This is a genomic window from Brevundimonas sp. FV1ps31S (assembly GCF_058681265.1).
This window is the reverse complement of sequence record NZ_CM178735.1, coordinates 3,517,974-3,537,641: the sequence shown is the minus strand read 5'-3', so window position 1 is coordinate 3,537,641 and position 19,668 is coordinate 3,517,974. Positions and strand designations below refer to the sequence as shown.

Annotated in this window: 20 protein-coding genes; 11 read left to right on the top strand and 9 right to left on the bottom strand. The window is 68.9% G+C overall.

The window, feature by feature from the left end:
• The first annotated feature begins 50 nt into the window (after nucleotides 1–50).
• The 3 genes from ACVPT3_RS16975 (at nucleotide 51) to ACVPT3_RS16965 (ending at nucleotide 3,388) form a co-directional block, all read left to right on the top strand.
• Nucleotides 51–1,256 (top strand): BaiN/RdsA family NAD(P)/FAD-dependent oxidoreductase, encoded by a 1,206-nt coding sequence (locus tag ACVPT3_RS16975; protein ID WP_492042007.1) that lies wholly within the window; start codon nucleotides 51–53, stop codon nucleotides 1,254–1,256.
• Between the two features lie 38 nt (nucleotides 1,257–1,294).
• Nucleotides 1,295–2,944 (top strand): M28 family metallopeptidase, encoded by a 1,650-nt coding sequence (locus ACVPT3_RS16970; RefSeq protein WP_492042006.1) that lies wholly within the window; start codon nucleotides 1,295–1,297, stop codon nucleotides 2,942–2,944.
• A 111-nt stretch (nucleotides 2,945–3,055) separates the two neighbouring features.
• Complete coding sequence (locus ACVPT3_RS16965) at nucleotides 3,056–3,388, top strand: hypothetical protein (protein WP_492042005.1); 333 nt, start codon at nucleotides 3,056–3,058, stop codon at nucleotides 3,386–3,388.
• On the opposite strand, the gene ACVPT3_RS16960 is transcribed toward ACVPT3_RS16965, so the two are convergent.
• Complete coding sequence (locus tag ACVPT3_RS16960; RefSeq protein WP_492042004.1) at nucleotides 3,368–5,710, bottom strand: sensor histidine kinase; 2,343 nt, start codon at nucleotides 5,708–5,710, stop codon at nucleotides 3,368–3,370. The genes ACVPT3_RS16965 and ACVPT3_RS16960 overlap by 21 nt on opposite strands.
• Nucleotides 5,711–5,837: 127 nt before the next feature.
• On the opposite strand from ACVPT3_RS16960, the gene ACVPT3_RS16955 reads away from it, so the two are divergent.
• On the top strand, nucleotides 5,838–6,248 hold the full coding sequence (locus ACVPT3_RS16955) for a metallopeptidase family protein (protein WP_492042003.1): 411 nt from the start codon (nucleotides 5,838–5,840) through the stop codon (nucleotides 6,246–6,248).
• A 4-nt stretch (nucleotides 6,249–6,252) separates the two neighbouring features.
• Here the strand turns inward: ACVPT3_RS16955 and ACVPT3_RS16950 are convergent, their stop codons facing one another.
• On the bottom strand, nucleotides 6,253–6,948 hold the full coding sequence (locus tag ACVPT3_RS16950; protein WP_492042002.1) for a MarC family protein: 696 nt from the start codon (nucleotides 6,946–6,948) through the stop codon (nucleotides 6,253–6,255).
• 88 nt (nucleotides 6,949–7,036) lie between these two features.
• Between ACVPT3_RS16950 and pyrF the strand changes: the two genes are divergently transcribed.
• Nucleotides 7,037–7,768 carry an orotidine-5'-phosphate decarboxylase gene (gene pyrF, locus ACVPT3_RS16945; protein ID WP_492042001.1) on the top strand — a complete coding sequence of 244 codons (732 nt, stop codon included), beginning with the start codon at nucleotides 7,037–7,039 and terminating at the stop codon, nucleotides 7,766–7,768.
• Between the two features lie 3 nt (nucleotides 7,769–7,771).
• On the opposite strand, the gene ACVPT3_RS16940 is transcribed toward pyrF, so the two are convergent.
• Both ACVPT3_RS16940 and ACVPT3_RS16935 read right to left on the bottom strand, forming a co-directional pair.
• The gene (locus ACVPT3_RS16940) at nucleotides 7,772–8,842 is read right to left on the bottom strand and encodes a hypothetical protein (RefSeq protein WP_492042000.1); all 1,071 of its coding nucleotides are present in this window, start codon (nucleotides 8,840–8,842) and stop codon (nucleotides 7,772–7,774) included.
• 68 nt (nucleotides 8,843–8,910) lie between these two features.
• Nucleotides 8,911–9,168: a DUF1674 domain-containing protein gene (locus ACVPT3_RS16935; protein ID WP_492041999.1), complete on the bottom strand. Its 258-nt coding sequence runs from the start codon at nucleotides 9,166–9,168 to the stop codon at nucleotides 8,911–8,913.
• Between the two features lie 94 nt (nucleotides 9,169–9,262).
• Here ACVPT3_RS16935 and htpX point away from each other — a divergent pair, with 94 nt between their 5' ends.
• Together htpX and ACVPT3_RS16925 are read left to right on the top strand one after the other, a co-directional pair.
• Entirely contained in the window at nucleotides 9,263–10,234 is a 972-nt protein-coding gene (gene htpX / locus ACVPT3_RS16930; RefSeq protein ID WP_492041998.1) for a zinc metalloprotease HtpX, read from the top strand.
• Between the two features lie 153 nt (nucleotides 10,235–10,387).
• Nucleotides 10,388–11,926: a M20/M25/M40 family metallo-hydrolase gene (locus ACVPT3_RS16925; protein WP_492041997.1), complete on the top strand. Its 1,539-nt coding sequence runs from the start codon at nucleotides 10,388–10,390 to the stop codon at nucleotides 11,924–11,926.
• A gap of 27 nt (nucleotides 11,927–11,953) precedes the next feature.
• Here the strand turns inward: ACVPT3_RS16925 and ACVPT3_RS16920 are convergent, their stop codons facing one another.
• Nucleotides 11,954–12,259 carry a hypothetical protein gene (locus ACVPT3_RS16920; protein WP_492041996.1) on the bottom strand — a complete coding sequence of 102 codons (306 nt, stop codon included), beginning with the start codon at nucleotides 12,257–12,259 and terminating at the stop codon, nucleotides 11,954–11,956.
• A 66-nt stretch (nucleotides 12,260–12,325) separates the two neighbouring features.
• The gene (locus tag ACVPT3_RS16915; protein WP_492041995.1) at nucleotides 12,326–13,501 is read right to left on the bottom strand and encodes an acetyl-CoA C-acetyltransferase; all 1,176 of its coding nucleotides are present in this window, start codon (nucleotides 13,499–13,501) and stop codon (nucleotides 12,326–12,328) included.
• Nucleotides 13,502–13,657: 156 nt separating this feature from the next.
• Between ACVPT3_RS16915 and trhA the strand changes: the two genes are divergently transcribed.
• The 3 genes from trhA (at nucleotide 13,658) to ACVPT3_RS16900 (ending at nucleotide 15,451) form a co-directional block, all read left to right on the top strand.
• On the top strand, nucleotides 13,658–14,371 hold the full coding sequence (trhA, locus tag ACVPT3_RS16910) for a PAQR family membrane homeostasis protein TrhA (RefSeq protein ID WP_492026951.1): 714 nt from the start codon (nucleotides 13,658–13,660) through the stop codon (nucleotides 14,369–14,371).
• Nucleotides 14,372–14,459: 88 nt separating this feature from the next.
• A complete protein-coding gene (phaR, locus tag ACVPT3_RS16905; protein ID WP_492041994.1) occupies nucleotides 14,460–15,092 on the top strand; it encodes a polyhydroxyalkanoate synthesis repressor PhaR in 633 nt (210 codons plus the stop codon).
• Nucleotides 15,089–15,451, top strand: coding sequence for a hypothetical protein (locus ACVPT3_RS16900; RefSeq protein WP_492041993.1), 363 nt, complete (start codon nucleotides 15,089–15,091; stop codon nucleotides 15,449–15,451). The genes phaR and ACVPT3_RS16900 overlap by 4 nt, the downstream gene beginning before the upstream one ends.
• A 179-nt stretch (nucleotides 15,452–15,630) precedes the next feature.
• Here the strand turns inward: ACVPT3_RS16900 and ACVPT3_RS16895 are convergent, their stop codons facing one another.
• The 3 genes from ACVPT3_RS16895 to ACVPT3_RS16885 form a co-directional block, all read right to left on the bottom strand.
• A complete protein-coding gene (locus ACVPT3_RS16895) occupies nucleotides 15,631–16,053 on the bottom strand; it encodes a hypothetical protein (protein WP_492041992.1) in 423 nt (140 codons plus the stop codon).
• Between the two features lie 91 nt (nucleotides 16,054–16,144).
• The gene (locus ACVPT3_RS16890) at nucleotides 16,145–17,059 is read right to left on the bottom strand and encodes a hydroxymethylglutaryl-CoA lyase (RefSeq protein ID WP_492041991.1); all 915 of its coding nucleotides are present in this window, start codon (nucleotides 17,057–17,059) and stop codon (nucleotides 16,145–16,147) included.
• Complete coding sequence (locus ACVPT3_RS16885) at nucleotides 17,056–18,732, bottom strand: ArnT family glycosyltransferase (protein WP_492041990.1); 1,677 nt, start codon at nucleotides 18,730–18,732, stop codon at nucleotides 17,056–17,058. The genes ACVPT3_RS16890 and ACVPT3_RS16885 overlap by 4 nt, the downstream gene beginning before the upstream one ends.
• A gap of 76 nt (nucleotides 18,733–18,808) precedes the next feature.
• On the opposite strand from ACVPT3_RS16885, the gene ACVPT3_RS16880 reads away from it, so the two are divergent.
• Entirely contained in the window at nucleotides 18,809–19,549 is a 741-nt protein-coding gene (locus tag ACVPT3_RS16880) for a glycosyltransferase family 2 protein (protein WP_492041989.1), read from the top strand.
• Nucleotides 19,550–19,668 lie beyond the last annotated feature (119 nt).

Below are 19,668 nucleotides of genomic sequence, written 5' to 3'. Positions count from 1 at the left end.
GGGTTCAGCCGGCTATAGCCAGCGTCGCCGCGAGCGGGCAAAGCGGGGCGATGACCCAGTCCGCCCGTCAGGTGCATGTGATCGGCGCCGGCCCCGCCGGCCTCATGGCGGCCGAAACCCTGGCCCGGGCCGGGGCCAGGGTGGTGGTCCATGAACGGATGCCGTCGCCGGCGCGCAAGCTTCTGATGGCCGGTCGAGGCGGTCTCAACCTGACCCATTCGGAGTCGATGGAGCGATTTCGGGGCCGTTATGGGCCGGCCGCAGCGACGGTCGGCGCCTGGATGGACGTCTTTTCACCCGCCGACCTCACGGCCTGGGTCGAGGCTCTGGGTCAGCCGACCTTCATCGGCTCCAGCGGCCGGGTGTTTCCCCGCGCCATGAAGGCTTCGCCCCTGCTGCGGGCCTGGCTGGCGCGGCTCGAAAGCCTGGGGGTGGAGATTCGCACCCGGTCACGCTGGGTCGGGTGGCGGGACGGGGCGCCGGCCTTCGAGACCGCCGACGGCGAGCGCCTGGAACGGCCGGACGCCCTGGTCCTGGCCCTGGGCGGCGCCAGCTGGCCGCGTCTGGGTTCGGACGGCGCCTGGATGGGCTGGCTGGAGGCGCCGACGACGCCGTTTCGACCGGCCAACGCCGGTTTCGACATCGGCTGGTCCCCGGTGTTTCGCGACCGGTTCGCCGGTCAACCGTTGAAGGGCGTCGCCCTGACCCATGACGGCCGCACCGTGCGCGGCGAGGCCATGATCGCCGGATACGGGCTCGAGGGCGGAACCGTCTACGCCTTGTCGGCCCAGCTGCGGACGGCGGTGGAGGCGCAGGAACAGACGCTGATCGAGATCGACCTGAAGCCGGATCTGACGACCGAACGACTGACCGAGCGCCTGTCCCGTCCGCGCGGAAAGGCCAGTTGGTCCAACCATCTGCGCAAGACGGCGGGCCTGGAGCCGGTCGCTGCGGCCCTGCTGCGCGAAGCCGGCCCCCTGCCGGAAACGCCCGCCGCCATGGCGCGACGGATCAAGGCCCTGCCCCTGATGCTGACAGGGCTCCAGGGGCTGGAGCGGGCCATTTCCTCGGCCGGCGGCGTGGCCCTCGACGCCGTCGACGCACGGCTGATGCTGCGGGGCAGACCGGGGGTCTTCGTCGCCGGTGAGATGCTGGACTGGGAGGCCCCGACCGGCGGCTATCTGCTCCAGGCCAGTTTCGCGTCCGGCGTCGTCGCGGCGCGCGGCGCCCTCGACTGGGTCGACATCCGGGACTGAGGCGGGCAGGTTCGGGTCTCGCCTCAAGGAGTATCCCGATGCGCAAGGCCCTTTCCGCCGTTTCCGCCCTGGCCCTGATGATGAGCCTGTCGACGCCGGCCTCGGCTCAGCAGGCTGCGCCGGACATCGACGCCGCGCGCATGAACCAGGCGGTGCGAATCCTGGCGTCGGACGCTTTCGAGGGCCGCGCGCCCGTTTCGCCGGGCGAGGAGAAGACCGTCGCCTGGCTGGTCGACCAGTTTCGGGCCGCCGGCGCCGAGGGCGGCGGGCCGGATGGATCCTTCGTCCAGGTCGCCCATCTGTCGCGCACCCGCCAGGACGGCCCGGCCACGATCGCCGCCCATGTCGGCGACCGCACGATAAGCCTGGAGCGCGGACCCGACGTGCTGGTCTCCAGCGATCGGCCCGTTGATCATATCAAGGTGACGGATGCGCCCGTGGTCTTCGTCGGCTATGGCGCCACGGCGCCGGAGCGCGAGTGGGACGATTTCAAGGATGTGGACGTCCGGGGCAAGGTCATCGTCGTCCTGGTCAATGATCCCGATTTCGAGGCGCCGGCAGGCGATCCGGTGGCGAACCTGTTCGACGGCGAGGCCATGACCTTCTACGGCCGCTGGACCTACAAGTTCCTGGAGGCCGGCCGGCGCGGGGCGGCGGGGGTGCTGGTGGTGCACGAGACGGCCGGCGCCGGCTACGGCTGGTCGGTGCTGCAGAACTCGTCGGCTGCGCCCAAGTTCGACATCGTCCGCGCCGATCCCGAGGCCGAGCGCGCGCCGTTCCAGGGCTGGATTCAGCGGGCTCGGGCGGAAGAGCTGTTCGCCGCCGCCGGCCTGGACTTCGCCGCCCTGAAGGCCGGCGCCCGCAGCGCCGGCTTCCGCCCCGTGGTCTTGCCGGGCGTGACGATGAGCGTCGATTTCGGCCAGGTCGCGGACCAGGTCGAAACTCGGAACGTCATCGCCCGCATCCCTGGCGCCGAACGGCCGGACGAGACCGTCATGTACGGCGCTCACTGGGACGGGTACGGCGTCGGCACGCCGGACGCCTCGGGCGACAAGATCTATAACGCCGCCGTCGACAATGCGACCGGGGTCGCGGCCCTGCTGGAACTGGCTCACGCCTTCGCCGGGGCGCCGCGTCCGGAACGGTCGGTGGTCTTCGCCGCCTGGTCCGGCGAGGAGGCGGGCCTCCTGGGCTCGACCTATTACGCCGCCAATCCGGTCTGGCCGCTGGAAACCACCGTCGCCAACATCAATGTCGACAGCCTGCTGCCCGGCACAGAGATCGACCCGAACGTCGTTGTTATCGGCAAGGGCAAGAACCAGTTGGACGCGGTCCTGGCCCGCCACGCGGCCCAGGTCGACCGCACCCTGATCGCCGATCCCGCGCCCCAGGCCGGGGCCTTCTATCGCTCCGACCATTTCCCCCTGGCGCTGAAGGGCGTCCCGGCCCTCTTCCCCGCCGCCGGCTTCACCGGGGCCAGCGCGGCCAGCCGCGACTATGTCCAGAACCGCTATCACCAGCCGTCGGATGAATGGGACTCGACCTGGCGAATGGACGCCGCCGCGGCCGACGTGGCCCTGATCTACGCCGTCGGTCGCGATCTGGCGGATTCGGACCAGTGGCCGGAGTGGAACGCGGGCGCAGAGTTCGGCCCGGCGCGGGACGCCTCCAAAGCGTCAAGAAAGTAGGCTCCAATGCCGCGACGCGGGTTTGAGGTTCTTTTTGCACTGACCTTCGGGTTTGGCGTCGTGGCCTCGTCGGCTCAAGCCTGCCGCGTCTACCGACCACCTGAAGCTCGCATGAATCTGGCCTATCACGCCGTGGCGATCGGAATAGTGGTTTCAGCAGAACAGGATGGGGCGGGCGCGCCGGGAAGGGGACTGCCGGCGTGGACGGCTGTGGTCGAGGTGACGTCGAGGATCGAGGGGCCGGCGTCCGCCACCTCCTATGTGATTGGTCGAAGCGGCTCATCCGCCGCGTGCGATGACGGGCAACCAGCCCCTGAAGTGGGCGAGCTATGGGTCCTCTATCTGAGGCTGAAAGCTCCTGATCGGATGGTCGCCGACTATTCCTACCCCTATCGCCATGCTCGGGAGTTGGATCGCCGTTTCCTAGACCGACCCGCCCTCTAGCTGCAGCTCGGGCGCGGCGGCGGTGGTCGCGGCGCCCAGCGGCAGATGCAGGATGAAGGCGGCGCCCTTGCCAGGCTCGCTCTCGACCTCGGCCCAGCCGCCGTGCAGTTCGATCAGGGCCTTGACCAGGGCCAGGCCGACGCCGGGACCGCCGCGTTCGCGCCGCACGAAACGATCGAACACATGGGCCTGCAGATGATAGGGGATGCCGCGTCCCGTGTCCGACACCGTCAGCCGAACTTCCGAGGCGCCGCTCTCGGCGGACAGGGTGACCTCGCCGCCTTCGGAAACCGAGCGGGCGGCGTTTTCCAGCAGATGGTTCAAGGCCTGGCCGATCCGGTGGTCGTCGGCGCGGATCGGCTTCAGGCCGGGCTCGCACAGCAGGGTCAGGGTCGCGCCCCGTCCCTCGACCTTGGGGCGGATACTCTCGGCCGCCTGAGCGAGAAGATCGGAGACCCGGACATCCCCGAGCGACAGCTCCATTTCGCCGGCGTCGATCTGGGCCATGTCCAGCACGTCGTCGATGGACCGGGCCAGCTGGCTGGCGGCGACCCGGATGGCGCCGGCGTGCTGGCGGCTGCGTTCGGGCAGGTCGCCCATCGTCTCCAGAAGTTCCGAATAGCCGACGATGGTGGTCAGCGGCGTCCTCAGTTCATAGGAGACGCTGCCGACGAACTCGCGTTTCAGGGCCTGGCTCTCGGCCAGGGCCTGTTCGCGCTGGACCAGGGCCTGTTCCAGCCCGCGCCGGGCCGTGACGTCCGAGAAGGCCACCAGGGTTGCGCCGTCGGGCAGGGGTCGGGTCTGCCAGGCGGCGATCCGTCCGTCGTTGGTGCGGCCCTCGCCGGAAATGGCCACCCGGCTCTCGGGGTCCGGATCGGCGACCCGCGCCTTCAGGCCCAGCCACAGGGCCGGGTCGGGCAGGGTGGCCTTGCACAGCTCGGCTATGGCGTCGAAGTCGTTCGACGCGGCGATCCGTTCGCCCGTCAGGTTCCAGAAGTCCTCGAACGCCTCATTGTGCAGGCGCAGTCGCCCGTCCGAGCCGAACACGGCGACCGCGTCGTTCAGCTTGTCCAGGGTCGCGGTCTGGACCTGGATCTGGGCGTTGAATCGGCTGCGCAGATTCAGCTCGTCGGTGATGTCCGAGAAGATCAGCAATATGCCGCCCAGCGGATGGGGCTGGCGCACCACGCGCAGCGTCCGCCCGTCGGGCAGGGACCAGCTGTCGTCCGGCGAGGCCTGGGACGCGCCGTAGAATTCCAGCTCGCGCGCCTTCCAGCCGGCGTAGTCGACCACTTCGGGCAGGCGGCGACGTTGACGCAGCCGATCCAGCAACTCCGCGTGGGTCGGCCGCTCGTCCAGCCAGGCCGGATCGATGTCGAACAGGGTCTGGAAGGCGGTGTTGTGGAAGGCCAGCCGCTTGGACGGGCCGAAGATGGCGACGGCGTCGGCCAGATGGTTCAGGGTCTCGTCATGGGCGTCGACATGACGGCGCAGGGTGTCGCGCGTCTCCTCGGCCTCGGTCACCTCGATGGCGAAGGCGGTCACGGCGCCGCCGGCCGCCGGCTCGGCGACGATCCGCCAGGCGCGACGATGGCCGCCGCCGGTGGTCCAGCGGAAGCCTTCCTGCCGCACGCCCAGCCGTCCCGCCTCGGCCACAAGGGCGTCGGCGCCCCGGTCGAAGGAAAGGCCCATTTCCCGCGCCTGAACGACGGTCTCGGCGCCGATTTCGTGCAGCCAGATCCGGTTGGCCCAGGCCAGTTTCCCGGCGCCGTCCACCACCCATGTCGGTATAGGCGAGGCGTCGCCCAACAGGGCCAGACCGCTCTCGGTCGCGTCGGCGCCGGTCAACATGACGCTGGACGCCGGCGACAGACGCAGCCAGGCGCCGCCGCCCGCGACGCGGCCTTCGATCCGCCAGGGCTCGGTCCCGCCCAGATCGACCAGACCCTCGAAGGTCTTGCCGGTCTCGACCAGGGCGTCGATCTGGCCGGCATGGCTCTGTTTCAGCCGGGTCAGCACGGCGCTTCCCGCATCGCCGCCGATCTCGCCGGTCGCGCCGCACAGTCGGGCGACCAGTTCAGCGGGCCCGATCGGCGCGCCGCTGGACTCGCCCGCCGCCGTCAGGGCCAGGCTGACGTCGTCGAAGGCGCGCAACATGCTGTCGTGGCGGCTCAGGTCGCTCAGGGCCGCATCCCGCGCCCGTTCGGCGGCGGCCGACGTGGCGGTCAGCCGGGCGCGCAGTCGCAGGGCCCAGGCGCTGACAGCCAGGGCCAGTCCAGCTGCGCCTGTGGTGGCGACATAGGCGATGTCGGCCTCGGCCATTCTCGTCCTTGGATTCCAGCGACCTGATTCGCCTTTACCATACCCCAAGCGCGCGAGAAAAACCGGGGCGGCGGTTGCGTCGTCGCGCCCGGTTGCGCCGGGCCGTCCGGACGGCGATAGCGAAGGCATGACCGACGCCGACGACGACCTGTTCGCCCCCTCTCTAGACGACTTCGCCCGTCTGGCCCGCGCGGCCTTCGACGGCCTGCCCGACGCCTTCAGGGCCGCTGCGGGCGAGGTCGTGTTCCGTATCGACGATTTCGCCGACGAACAGACCCTGACCGACCTGGAGATCGAGGATCCGTTCGAATTGACCGGCCTGTATCATGGGGTGGACATCGGCCGGCGCGACAGTCTGGGTCCGGCGGCGGAGCCGTCCAGGATTTTCCTCTATCGGCGGCCGGTCCTGGACGAATGGTGCGAACGCGGCGACGTGGGCCTGGCCGAACTGATCGCCCACGTCCTGGTCCACGAGATCGGCCACCATTTTGGCCTCTCCGACGACGACATCCACGCCATAGAGGAGGCGGCGGACTGAAGCCTCAGCGGGTGGTCGGATAGGGGGTGGTCACCGCGCCCGAGATCATGCCCGGAATGGCCTCGCCCAGACCCAGCAGGATGAACTGGATCGCCAGGGCGCACAGGATCAGGCCCAGGACGCGGACGATGATGGCCATGCCGACCTCGCCCAGCACCCGGCTGAGAGACCCGGTCAGGGCGAAACAGACGAAGGAGACGGCGCAGGCGGCGACGATGGCGACCAGGGAGCCCATGGTTCCGGCGTAACCCAGCTTGGCCGCCTCGCCCGCCTGGATGATTACAGCCGATATGGCGCCCGGGCCGATCATCAGCGGGATGGCGAAGGGCACGACCAGACGCTGGAACCGGCGACGGGCATAGCCGCGCACGTCCTGGCTGTCGGCGATGGCGTCCTTGTCGGCGAAGATGGCCAGGAAGTCCCCCCGCGCCATGTCCAGGCCGAGGAACAGCAGCAGTATCCCGCCCGCGATGCGGAAGGCCGCCAGCGAAATGCCGAAGAACTGCAGCAGGCCCAGGCCGGTGAACAGGAAGAAGGCCAGGAAGACGGCCGCGAAGGCGCACACCAGGGCCGAGACCGAAATCCGCTGGCGCAGGGTCGCCCCCGCCGTGGCGGCGGCGAAGATCGGCAGATTGCCGATCGGGTCCAGCAGGGCGAAGAGGGTCACGAACAGGTTGACACCCAGATCGACCGCGTTCATCGCCTCACCTCGCTCTTGAAATTCAACACGCCGGCCGCGCCGACGCACCCCTTGCGTCCCCGCATAGCCGCTCAGCGCGAGTCCGTCGATGACCCAGACCCAAACCGTCGCCCCCAATCGCGGTCCCGACGAACGGATCATCTGCGCCCTGGACGTGCCGACGGTCGCAGAGGCGTCGGCGCTTGTGGCGCGGGTGCAGGACGCCGTGGGTTTCTACAAGATCGGGCTGCAGCTGTTTGCAGCGGGCGGCATGGACTTGGCGCGCGATCTGAAGGCCGAGGGCCGCAAGGTGTTTCTGGACTGGAAGCTGCATGACATCGGCGCGACGGTCGAGAAGGCGGCGGGAAATCTGGCGGCCGCGGGCTGCGATCTGCTGACCGTTCACGCGCGGCCCCAGGTGATGGCGGCGGCGGCGCGGGGCGTGGCGGGCTCGGGGCTGAAGGTCCTGGGCGTGACAGTGCTGACCAGTCTGACCGCCGAGGATCTGGCCGCTGACGACCATAGGCTGTCGCCGGCCGATCTGGTGGAGCTGCGTGTGCGTCAGGCGCTGGAGGCCGGGATCGACGGCGTTGTCTCCAGTCCTCACGAGGCGGCGCGGGTGCGGGAGATCGCCGTCGCGGCCGGCCGTCCGGACTTCCTGATCGTGACGCCGGGCGTAAGACCGGCGGGTTCCGCCCAGGACGACCAAGCGCGGGCGGCGACGCCCGAAGCCGCGCTTCAGGCCGGCGCCACCCATCTGGTGATCGGCCGCCCGATCACGGCGGCGACCGACCCCCGGGCCGCAGCCCTGGCCGTCGCCGAAAGCATCGCCCTGATCTAGCGATCAGCCGCGCTCGCCCGGCTCCTGGGCGTAGTGTTGGCGCGGCGGAGCTTGCGGCGCGACATAGTCAGGGGGCGGCAGGTCGCCGTAGTAGTCCTGAGCCGGCGGTGGAGCGTGGACCTCGGGCGGCGCAACATAAATCTGGGCCGGGGCGACCTCGACCGGGGCGGGCTGAACATGGAGCGGCGACTGGTCGATATAGACGGGGCCGGCCGTCTCGATCTGGGGCGGCGCCAGATTGACCTGGCTGGGTGCGACATGGATGCGCTGCGGCCCGATATTGACCGGCGGCGCCTGCACATAGACGGGCGGTTGTTCGATATAGACGGGGGGACCGGTCACGATCTCGGGCGGCGCGATATTCACCTGGGACGGGGCGACATAGATCCGTTGCGGCGCGACATAGACGGGCGGACCCTGAACCTGGACCGGCGGAGCCTGCACATAAGCGCGCTGCTCGTAATAGCCGCGTTCCTCGTAGCCGCGCTGCTGATAGGTCTGTTCGTACCGTTCCTGATAACGGCCTTCGTACCGGTCTTCGCGATAGGTCGGGCGCGGGGCGGGGCGGCAGTCGCAGTCGGCCGGTCTTTGCGGTTGATAGGGACGCCAGCCGATATAGTCGCGTCCGAAGCCATAGACGGGATAGCCCACCGGGGCGCTGACCGGGGCCGGGCCGACGAAGTCCACGGGCGGGCCGGGAATATAGCCGCCCGAGTATCCGCCGTCGGCGTAACCACCGCCCCCGACATAGGTCACGCCGCCGCCGCCGCCGCGGCGGCTGAAGCTCGACGAATGGGAATAGGCGCGGGCGTTGATCGCAGAATAGGCGGACGCGCCGGCGTAGGCCGAGGCGTTGGCCGCCGCATTCACGTTCACATTGACGTTGCTGTTGTAGCCCCCGCCGTGATGACCGCCGCCCTGATGGCCGCCCCCTCCGCCGCAGCTTCCACAGCCGCCGCCCAAGCCGCCGCCCAAGCCGCCGCCATGGCCACCCGACGGCCCCCCGGCCAGGGCGGGCGCGGCGGAAAGCAGAAGGGCCGCCGACGCGGCGGCGATCATGGACTGTATCGTCACGGGACAGACTCCTTTGAGTTGTCCCTGTTCAGGCAAGTGCGGCGCCCGGCCGGCGGCGCCGTCGTCGGTCAGAAATCGACAGCCAGGCCCTTTTTCTCCCAGTCGCCATAGCGGGTCGGTTCGGGGCCGGTCGGACCGCCGTATTCGCTGGCGCTTTCCGTGGTCTGCTCCTTCGCGCGACGATCAGCCGCTTCCAGCAAGGCGCGGCGCGCGACCTCGCTCAGGAGCTTCTCAGGCGTCGCATGCGGGATGTCAGCGTTGAAAACAGGCGTGTTTTCGCTGTCGGCGGTCGTACCGACCGGATCGGGGGTGGGATGTTCGGTCACAGGGCGGCTCCCTTGAGGGCGGCGTCTCACGGCCTCAAATAGTCGATTGAACCCGCGACGCCAGAAAAACCGGCTGATCGCGGACGGAACGACGATGAACCATCTGAAGACCTTCATCCTGCTGGCCGCCCTGACCGCCCTGTTCGGGGGCGTGGGCTATCTGATCGGCGGCGCGACGGGCATGGCCATCGCTCTTGTGTTCGCCGGCGGCATGAACCTGTTCAGCTACTGGAACGCCGACAAGATCGTGCTGAAGATGTACCGGGCCCAGCCGGTTGACGAGCAGCATCCCAATGCGGTGGTGCGCAACTATGTCGCCGACGTGCGCCAGATGGCGCACGACGCCGGTCTTCCCCAGCCGCAGGTCGCCATCATTCCCAACGATCAGCCGAACGCCTTCGCCACCGGCCGCAATCCCGAACGGGCGGCCGTCTGCGCCACCACCGGCCTGCTGGACATGCTGACGCGCGAGGAGGTGCGCGGCGTGATGGCGCACGAGCTGGCCCATGTGAAGAACCGCGACACCCTGATCATGACGGTGACGGCCACCATCGCCGGCGCCATCGCCGCCCTGGCCAATTTCGCCCTCTTCTTCGGCGGCGGCGACGACCGCGAACGGCCGGGAGGGATCATCGGGACCCTGGCCCTGATGATCCTGGCGCCCATGGCGGCCGGTCTGGTGCAGATGGCCATCAGCCGGGGCCGTGAATACGAGGCCGACCGCGTCGGTGCCGAGATCGCCGGCGACCCCCAGGCCCTGGCCTCGGCCCTGCAGAAGATCGACGCCTACGCCAAGCGGATCCACAATCCGACGGCCGAGCGCAATCCCGCCTCAGGCCAGATGTTCATCATCAACCCCCTGGCCGGGCGCGGCGCCGACAACCTGTTCTCCACCCACCCGGCGACGGTGAACCGCGTGAAGGCCTTGATGGCGCTCGGCGCGAAGATGGGGGCGCGGCCCGCCTATGTGAAATCGGCGGCCGCCTTGATCGTGCCCGTCACGCCCGTCCGCACGACCACCGGCGTGCCTCCCACTCCGGTCAGGCCGAACGGTCCCTGGGGCTGATCGCCGCAGCCACACGCCTGGCTTTGCGGTTTGCACTTGGCCTCCGGATCACTTCAGATACGCCCTGTTCAGCTTCAGGGGATCTCATGTCGCGTCTGCTCGCCTTATGTTTCCGCCGCCGCTCTTCTGGCCACGTCTGTCGCCGCCCAGTCGGTGGATCGGGTCGCCGTCAACGGCATCATCGATCAGGGGCTGAACCACAGCCAGGTGATGCAGACCGCCGCCTATCTGACCGACCGGATCGGCGGCCGGATGACCAACTCGCCGCAAATGCGCGAGGCCGAGCAATGGACCCAGCAGCAGTTCCGCGACTGGGGCCTGTCCAATGTCCGCGCCGAGGGGTTCGAGTTCGGCCGGGGTTGGTCCATCGTCCGCTCCAGCGCCCGGATGACGGCGCCGCGTCCGCTTGATCTTCGCGCCATTCCGGTGGCCTGGACCCCGTCGACCAATGGGACGATCAGCGGCGGCGTGATCGTCGCCCCGATCTCCAAGGTCGAGGATTTTGACAAATGGCGCGGCAAGCTGTCCGGCAAGATCGTCATGCTGTCCCAGCCGGGCACAGGCTCCGAGCCGAGCGAGCCGGCCTTCCGCCGCTGGACCAGCGCTGAGCTGGCTGAGCGCAACACCTATTCCCAGCCGCAATATTCTCCGATCGCCATCCAGAAGCAGCTCGAGACTGCTGACTTCACCGCCAAGTTGGACGATTTCCTGGCCGAACAGGGCGCCCTGGCCTGGGTTAAGATCTCCCAGCGCGACGGCGGCCTGCTGCACGGCACGGGTTACACCTATCAGGTCGGGGCCACGCCCAAGCTGGCCGGTATGGAGCTGGCGGCTGAAGACTATCGCCGCCTGGCGCGCCTGGCCCTGACCGATGCGCCGCCGACCCTGGAGCTGAACAGCGAGGTCCGGTTCCACGACGACGACGTCAACGCCTACAACATCCTGGCCGAGATTCCCGGCACGGGGCGCGGGACCGAATATGTCATGGCCGGCGCCCACCTGGACTCCTGGGTCGCTTCGGACGGCGCCCAGGACAATGCGGCGGGCAGCGCGGTGGTCATGGAGGCGGCGCGCATCCTCAAACAGCTGGGCGTCAAACCCAAACGCACCATCCGCTTCGCCCTGTGGAACGGCGAGGAACAGGGACTTCTGGGCTCCCTGGCCTATGTCGATCGCTATCTGGCGACCCGTGCCCCGGCGACCGATCCGACCTGGGCTGAGCTGCCCAACAACCGCACCTGGCGGAACCGCTGGCCGGTCGAGCCGCGCGCGGGCCACAGCGATCTGGTCGCCTATTTCAACATCGACAACGGCTCGGGCAAGATCCGGGGCGTCAACGCCGAGGGCAATGTCGCCGTCGCCCCGATCTTTCAGGAATGGCTGGCGCCCTTCGCCAGCATGGGGGCGACCACCGTCTCCCTGCGTCCCTCAGGCGGCACCGACCATGTCTATATGCAAGCCGTCGGCATCAACGGGTACCAGTTCATCCAGGATCCGCTCGATTATTCGGCGCGCATTCACCACACCAGCATCGACTCCTATGACCACCTGAAGCCCGAAGACATGCGTCAGGCGGCCATCATCCTGGCCAGCTTCCTGCTGAACGCCGCCAACCGCGACGAGCCCCTGCCGCGCATGCCCCTGCCGACCCAGCCCACGCCGAGCGACCCGTTCGAGTATCCGGCGTACTGATATCGACGCCGGGCCTGATATCTGTTGTCAGGCCCGGTCCAGTCGCTTTCCAAATTTTTGAAGGCGAAAGTCCAAACCGCACCGGCTGCAGTGTTTTGGATTGGGGGAGTGATACAAAGGGCTTCGCCATTCGTATTTCTTCCAACGCCATATCCGCGCGCTGGTCGTCAGGCCGCAGCGGGGGCATCGGAAAAAGATCGGCCCAGCCAGGGCATAGGCGAAAAAGGCGACAAAAGCCGCGACCCAGGAAAACTGGGTCAGATAGATGAAGATCAAGAACGCTGGCAGGATGCCGCAGACATAGAGGGTGGCGGCGAGTCTGATCGATGGCAATCTTGCCTCCCGGAATTTGTCACCTTGGTCTCTGGTATCGCCAGCTTTGCTGGATCGGGTGTTTCGTCAATCGCGCTCCACGCACATCGCCACGCCCATTCCGCCGCCGATGCACAGGGTCGCGAGGCCCTTCTTGGCCCCCGACCGCTTCATCTCGAACAGAAGCGTGGTCAGGATGCGGGCGCCTGAGGCGCCGATGGGGTGGCCGATGGCGATGGCGCCGCCGTTGACGTTGACCTTGGCCGGGTCGAGGCCCAGTTCCTTGACCACGCACAGGCTCTGGGCGGCGAAGGCTTCGTTGGATTCGACCAGGTCCAGGTCTGCAACGGTCCAGCCGGCCTTCTCCAGCGCCTTTTTCGAGGCGGGGATCGGGCCCGTGCCCATGATCGACGGATCGACCCCGGCCGTGGCGTAGGCGGCGATACGGGCCAGGGGCTCAAGGCCCCGCGCCTTGGCCTCTTCGGCGCTCATCAGCACCAGGGCGGCGGCGCCGTCGTTCAGGCCCGAGGCGTTGGCGGCGGTGACGCTGCCGTCCTTGGCGAAGGCCGGACGCAGTTTCTGCATCAGATCGAGGGTCGCGCCGTGGCGGATATATTCGTCCGTGTCGACGACGACGTCGCCCTTCTTGCCGGGGATGACGACTGGAACGATCTCGGCGTCGAACCGTCCCGCCCTCTGCGCCGCCTCGGCCTTGTGCTGGCTGGCCAGGGCGAATTCATCCTGGGCCTCGCGGGTGATGGCCCATTTGTCGGCGATGTTCTCGGCGGTCTGGCCCATGTGATAGCCGTTGAAGGCGTCCCACAGCCCGTCCTTGACCATGGTGTCGACCAGGGCGACGTCGCCCATCTTGTGCCCGGCCCGCAGCTGCTGGGCATGGGGCGCCTGGCTCATGCTTTCCTGCCCGCCGGCGACGACGATCTTGGCGTCGCCCAGGGCGATCTGCTGGGCGGCGATGGCGACCGCGCGCAGGCCCGAGCCGCAGATCTGGTTCAGGCTCCAGGCGGCGGCCTCCTTGCGCACCCCGGCGCCGACGGCGGCCTGGCGCGCCGGACCCTGGCCGGCGGCGGCCTGAAGCACGTGGCCCAGGATCACCTCGTCCACCTCATCGCCCGACACGCTCGCGCGTTCGAGGGCCGCCGTGATGGCGATCTCGCCCAGCTTCGACGCCGGCAGGGCCGAAAGGGCGCCGAGGAAAGACCCGACAGGCGTGCGGGCGGCGGAGACGATGACGACGTCGGTCATGGATTTCACTCTCTGCAGAATATTTCGTTGCCGTTTTGCCGCATCCCTGCGGCTTCGTCACCTGCGGACGAAAAACATCGGCGGGGATTCAGTCATTCGTCACCCTGATGGCCCATTCTGGCGGAACGATACGGACGATCCTGGATTTGATTGGCCATGCTGCGAACGCTGAACCGCCTTGTCACCCACGTCTGCACGCCGGACGAGCTGGACATGATCGAGCATTACCAGACGCGCGCCGAGCGACTGGCCGACCTCTGGGTCCATGTCGTCGGCCTGATGCTGGCGGCGGTCGGGGGCGTTATTCTGGCGGGGCTGGCCGGTGTCTACACGGGGATCGGCGGGGTGCTGGCCACGGCCATCTACGCCCTGTGCCTGGTCGGCATGCTGACCGCCTCGACAATCTACAACTGGACCAGGCCCTGCGCCGCGCGGCCCGTGCTGCGCCGGCTCGACGAGGCCGCCATCTTCCTGATGATCGCCGGCAGCTATACGCCCTTCACGACCCAGAGGTTCGAAGGCGGCTGGTCGGTCGGCTTCACCGCCCTGATCTGGACCCTGGCCTTCGTCGGCGCAGGCGTGAAGCTGTTCGCTCCGCGCATTTCCGACAAGTTCTGGAGCGGCGTCTATGTGGTGTTCGGCTGGCTGGCGGTCGCCGCGCTGAAGCCGATGGTGGAGACGGTCCACCCCATCGCCCTGGGCCTGCTGGTGCTGGGCGGCCTGATCTATACGGCCGGGGTCTTCGTCTTCATCAGCCCCAAGGTCCGCTTCCGTCGCGCCATCTGGCACGGTTTCGTCGTCACCGGCGCCACGGTTCACTGGATGGCGGTGCTGGTCGGCGTGGTTCTGGCGCCTGCGATGAGCCACTGAGGTCGTCCGGAGCCTGCGCTTTTACGGCCTCTAGCGCTTCGCGTCGCAACGGAGGATAGTGACGCGTTGCAACATCGCGAGAACAAGCGTGGCTGACGAAAAGATCAAGGGCGGAAAGAACGGCGACGGCGCACAGGTCGTCATCAAGAAGTACGCGAACCGCAGGCTCTACAACACCCGGACCAGCGCCTATGTGACGCTCGAGGACCTCGCCGCCATGGTGCGCGAGGGGATCGAGTTCGTCGTCTATGACGCCAAGACCAACGACGACCTGACCCGCCAGATCCTGACCCAGATCATCTTTGAGGAAGAGAGCCGCGGCGAGGCCCTGCTGCCGGTGCAGTTCCTGCGTCAGCTGATCGGCTTCTACGGCGGCGCCATGCAGGGCGTCCTTCCCTCTTATCTGGAGATGTCTCTGGCCAATTTCGGACGCCAGCAGGAACAGCTGGCCGGCCAGATGAGCCGCGCCTTCAGCGCAGGTTCGGGCGCGAGCCTGATGGAAGAGGCGGCGAAGGCGAATATGGCCATGTTCGAACGGGCCATGCAGATCTTCCCCGCCTTCGGCTATTCCCGCGCCGAGCCGGCGCAGGCCGAGCCGGCGGATGCGAAGGACGAGCCGGTTCCCGTCGACGCGTCCGACGCCCTGACCGAGATGCGCCGCCAGATGGACGAGATGCGCGCCCAGATCGAGCGTCTGGCGGGCGGGTCGAAGACCAAATGACCGATCGGATTCCCGCCGTCGGCAGCGTCGACCCCGTGGATCGCCGCGAGGGCGAGCGCCGCGAGCGGGAACGCCGGGCTGCGGAAAAGGCCGCCTCCCGCAGCCTGGTCGCCCTCGATTCCGACGACGCCGGGTTCAAGCCGGACTCCGGCCCGGCAAGACCTGCCGTCCACGTCACGGCCGAGTCCGGCGCGGCGGCCTTTGTCGCCCAGCAGATGGGTCAGCGCGGCCAGAAGCGCGGCCTGAAGGGCGGCCCGCCCGTGTTGGACGCCGCCCGGACCGCCTATCTGGAAACCGAATATTCCGGCCAGGCCGAGCGACGCCCGGTCATCGGCACGGCCAGAAAGACCGAGGTCTGATCGTTCGGAACGCCGGCGGCGGCGTGTTTTCCAAAGCGGCACGAGGCTTGCTGGGGGCGGGGCTGCACGTCGCCATTCGGACCAGCCCATGCCCGCCGCCCTCTCTGTCGTCGCCAAACTGTTCGACGTCGCCGTCGTCGCCCTGATCTTCACGGCCTTCTCCTAGGCCGACCAGTCCCTCAGTCGCCGAGCTCGAAATCCCGGCGCGAGGCGATGATGGTGACGATGAAGCCGGCCAGGACGTCCAGCAGGATCATGACCACGATCAGGAAGAAGGTCGAGGTGGCGAAGCCGCGGATCAGCAGGAACTCGACCAGCACCACGATGAACAGGATCATCGACAGGGCGTGATTGACGATGGCGACCTTCTGGCTGGACGTCGACTTGATCAGCTCGAAAAAGAGCAGGATCAGGCCCAGGAACAGGATCAGGTCGCCCCAGCCGATGCTCCACTGGGCGCCCGAGGCCATCGGCAGCGAGAACAGCGGATCGCGCAGGACGGCGTCGGCCTGGGCCATGCCCGCATTGCCCGAGGCGCCGAACAGCACCACGATATTGTACAGGACGACGGGGATCAGCAGCAGCGGAATGGCGGTCAGCATGGCGGTCCTCTCCGGCGCAACGGCGGCGCTTGTTAAGCTTGATTAACGCCATTTCGCGCCTTTCGCCACGACAGAGGCGCGACGCCATGCCCTAGGGTCGCGGAAAGCCCCCGGCGCGGCTGAGGGCGGAGGGCGCCGGACGGCCCAGGGCCTCGCCGATCCAGTGGGCCGCGGCGATCAGCCGGTCCAGGTCGTAGCCGGTCTGGAACCCGCCGCGCTCCAGCATATAGACGAGATCCTCGGTGGCGATATTGCCGGTGGCGCCGGGCGCGAAGGGGCAGCCGCCTATGCCTCCGACCGAGGCGTCCAGCACGTCGATCCCGGCCTCGACCCCGGCATGGGCGTTTGCCAGGCCCGTATTGCGGGTGTCGTGGAAATGCAGGCGCAGGCGCGCCTCGGGCGCGGCCTTGCGGGCGGCCTCGACCTTGCGGGTCACGGCCCAGGGGTCCCCGGCGCCGATGGTGTCGGCCAGGCCGATCTCGCCCACGCCCAGTTCGGCGATCGCCCCGACCATGTCGGCGACCTGACCGACCGAGACCTCGCCGTCGAACGGACAGCCCCAGACGCAGGAAATCATCGCCGACAGCGCCGGGGCGCCTTCGGAGGCCTCGGCGTTGTGGCGACGGCCCACGATGTCGCCCAGCATGGCCAGTTGATCCCGCACTGACAGGCCCTGGTTCTTCAGGCCGAAACCGTCGGTCGCCGCCACCGAGACATTGACCTCGTCCACTCCGGTCGCCAGGGCCCGGTCATAACCCTTGCCGTTCAGCACCAGGCCGATGCGGCTGCGGCCCGGCTCGGACGGCAGGGCCGCCATCACCTCTTCGGCGCCCGCCATCTGGGGCACATATCGGGGATGGACGAAGGAGACGGCCTCGATCCGTCGCGCGCCGGCGGTCTCCAGCCGTCGCGTCAATTCGGCGCGGACGGCCGGCGCCAGCACGGTCTTCTCGTTCTGCAGCCCGTCGCGAGGACCGACCTCGACGATCTGGATGACACGGCTCATCGCGTCGCCGCCGCGCCGCCGGCCGGAGGGGGCGCATAGACGGTCAGGTTCATCTCGTCCCCGCCGGAATAGTTGTAGCCCCGCACCACGCCGACCGCCCGGGCCGATACGCCCAGCCGCCCGGCGGCGTCGCGGAAGGCGTCGGCGTCGCGGGCCTCGACGATGGCGGGCCGGCCCTCGCTCAGGGCGCGGGCGGCGCCCCGGGGGTCGGTCAATTCGGTGTCGCGTCCGGTCAGGAAGACGAAACTGGGTTCATGGAAGCCCGTGATGGCGACTGGGCCCGGCGTGCGACCCTGACGCGGATGCAGGTCGGCGGCCTCCAGCGTCTTCTCCAGCCGGGGGGCGATGGCCAGGGGCCGCAGCTGGCGGATGGTCCCGGCCAGGGCGCCATGGGCCACGATCCCGAAGGCCAGCGAGGCGACGAGCGCCGCCACGGGCGCCCGGTTGATCAGGAGGAAGGCGCCGATGGCCGCCGCAGCCAGGGTCGAGACCACGGTCACGGCCGCCCAGGTCTGGGCCGTCGAGGTGCCATAGACCGTCAGTCCATAGACGGTGATGGCGATCACCAGCAGGCCGGCGAACAGGGCCAGGACGGCGCCGGCGAGGCGCGAGACCTTGCCGATCGGCCGCGCCAGGGCGGCGGCGGCCAGCAGGGCCAGGGCCCCGAAGGTCGGCAGGGTGTAGTGCCACAGCTTGGTCGGGGCCAGTTCGAACATCAGCCAGGCCGGAACCAGCCAGCAGACCAGGAAACGGACGGCAGGCTCGGCGCGGCGGCTCCATCCGGCGGCGACGGCGGCGGGCAGCAGCAGGGTCGCGGGGAAGAAGAGCAGGGGCGCCAGCAGCAGGTACATGCCGGGGAAGCCGGCGTGGCTTTCGTGGGCGCCGGCGATCTTGGGCGCCAGGTCGCCGCCGATGGCCTCGCGCCAGAAGCCGCCGTCGGTGGCGATGGTGATGGCGATGGCCCAGGGCCCGACCATCAGGGCCACCAGCGGCAGGCCCCAGCCCCAGCCCAGTCGGCCCAGCCATTTCACGTCGCGGTCCCAGATCGACAGGGCGAGGATCGCCAGGGCGACGACCAGCAGGCCGATCGGTCCCTTGATCAGGATGGACAGGCCCAGTCCCAGCCAGAACAGCAGCTTGTGCGGCCGGATCGGCCGCTCGCCGGCCCGGGTCGCCATATAGATCCGCGCCAGGGCGGCCATGGCCAGGGTCGTGGCCCCGCACAGCATGGCGTCGGTCTTGGCGATGCCCGCCTCGGTCGACAGGAGGAAGGTTGCGCCCAGGATGGCCCCGCCCATCAGGCCGACCCGGTTGCCGAACAGGGCCGCCCCGGCCCAGGCGGCGGCCCAGGCGGCGAGCATGGCCCCCAGCAGCGAGGGAATACGGTAGGGGGCGATCTCGCGGTCCTCGACGTCCGAGGTCAGCGACACGGCGGCCGCCTGCAGCCAGTAGATGCCGACCGGCTTCTTCCAGCGCGGTTCGTCCTGATAGCGGATGTCGACATAATCGCCGGTTTCCAGCATCTGCGACGTGGCCTGGGCGAACCGGCTCTCGTCGCGGTCCAGCGGCGGCAGCAGCAGCAGGCCGGGCAGGCCCGCGACCAGCGTCAGCAGGGCGGCGAACAGCGGCCCCCTCCAGCCGGCGATGCGGCGATCCAGATCGAAAGTCTTCATGCGGCGATCCTTACACGCGGACCGGCCCGTCGTCAGCCGTCTCCCATAAGCCGTCCATCTCGGCTATGGAGCGGCGATGACCGTCGCAACTCCCGAACTCATCCCCGCCGTCTCTGTCGTCGTGCCCGTCCACAACGAGGCGGGCGCCGCCGTGCCCCTGGCGCGCGAGATCGCCGCCGCCTTCGCGGGCCGATCCTATGAGATGATCTTCGTCGACGACGCCTCGCGGGACGCCACCCTGGCCGAGCTGAAGGCCGCCATGACCGAGCTTCCGGCGCTGCGGGTGCTGGCCCACGCCAGCAATGCGGGCCAGAGCCGGGCCGTGCGCACCGGCGTCCTGGCGGCGCGCGCCCCGGTCGTGGTGACGATGGACGGCGACGGCCAGAACCCGCCGGCCGACGCCCCGCGCCTGGTCGAGGCCCTGCTGGCCGCCCCCGCCGACGTGGGCCTTGTCGGCGGCCGTCGCGCCAAACGCCAGGACAGCGAGGCCAAGCGCCAGGCCTCGATCTGGGCCAACCGCATCCGCCGCCGCCTGCTGGGCGATGACGCCGACGACACCGGCTGCGGGCTGAAGGCCTTCCGTCGCGACGTCTTCCTGCGCCTGCCCTATTTCGATCATATCCATCGCTATCTGCCGGCCCTGATGATCCGCGAAGGCTTCCGCAACCAGTATCTCGACGTCGACCACCGCCACCGCGAGACGGGCCAGTCGAAATACACCAACTGGGGCCGGCTGCGGGCCTCCTTTTCGGACCTGCTGGGCGTCATGTGGCTGAAGACCCGCTCGCGCCAGCCGGGCGCGATCTCGGAATTCTGACATTGGCGCAGGCGGCGTTCGGGCCCCCTCCGTCTCGCCGCTGTGCGGCGATCCACCTCCCCCAAGGGGGAGGATTTCGGTCATCGCATTCCTCCCCCCTTGGGCGAGACAGAGGGGGT

Excerpts from the sequence above, each read along its gene's own strand:
- ACVPT3_RS16885 (WP_492041990.1), bottom strand. The coding sequence starts at position 18,732 with ATGAAGACTTTCGATCTGGATCGCCGCATCGCCGGCTGGAGGGGGCCG.
- ACVPT3_RS16900 (WP_492041993.1), top strand. The coding sequence starts at position 15,089 with ATGACCGATCGGATTCCCGCCGTCGGCAGCGTCGACCCCGTGGATCGC.
- htpX (WP_492041998.1), top strand. The coding sequence starts at position 9,263 with ATGAACCATCTGAAGACCTTCATCCTGCTGGCCGCCCTGACCGCCCTG.
- ACVPT3_RS16975 (WP_492042007.1), top strand. The coding sequence starts at position 51 with ATGACCCAGTCCGCCCGTCAGGTGCATGTGATCGGCGCCGGCCCCGCC.
- ACVPT3_RS16895 (WP_492041992.1), bottom strand. The coding sequence starts at position 16,053 with ATGCTGACCGCCATTCCGCTGCTGCTGATCCCCGTCGTCCTGTACAAT.
- trhA (WP_492026951.1), top strand. The coding sequence starts at position 13,658 with ATGCTGCGAACGCTGAACCGCCTTGTCACCCACGTCTGCACGCCGGAC.
- ACVPT3_RS16890 (WP_492041991.1), bottom strand. The coding sequence starts at position 17,059 with ATGAGCCGTGTCATCCAGATCGTCGAGGTCGGTCCTCGCGACGGGCTG.
- pyrF (WP_492042001.1), top strand. The coding sequence starts at position 7,037 with ATGACCCAGACCCAAACCGTCGCCCCCAATCGCGGTCCCGACGAACGG.
- ACVPT3_RS16960 (WP_492042004.1), bottom strand. The coding sequence starts at position 5,710 with ATGGCCGAGGCCGACATCGCCTATGTCGCCACCACAGGCGCAGCTGGA.
- ACVPT3_RS16965 (WP_492042005.1), top strand. The coding sequence starts at position 3,056 with ATGAATCTGGCCTATCACGCCGTGGCGATCGGAATAGTGGTTTCAGCA.
- ACVPT3_RS16950 (WP_492042002.1), bottom strand. The coding sequence starts at position 6,948 with ATGAACGCGGTCGATCTGGGTGTCAACCTGTTCGTGACCCTCTTCGCC.
- ACVPT3_RS16915 (WP_492041995.1), bottom strand. The coding sequence starts at position 13,501 with ATGACCGACGTCGTCATCGTCTCCGCCGCCCGCACGCCTGTCGGGTCT.
- ACVPT3_RS16970 (WP_492042006.1), top strand. The coding sequence starts at position 1,295 with ATGCGCAAGGCCCTTTCCGCCGTTTCCGCCCTGGCCCTGATGATGAGC.
- ACVPT3_RS16880 (WP_492041989.1), top strand. The coding sequence starts at position 18,809 with ATGACCGTCGCAACTCCCGAACTCATCCCCGCCGTCTCTGTCGTCGTG.
- ACVPT3_RS16955 (WP_492042003.1), top strand. The coding sequence starts at position 5,838 with ATGACCGACGCCGACGACGACCTGTTCGCCCCCTCTCTAGACGACTTC.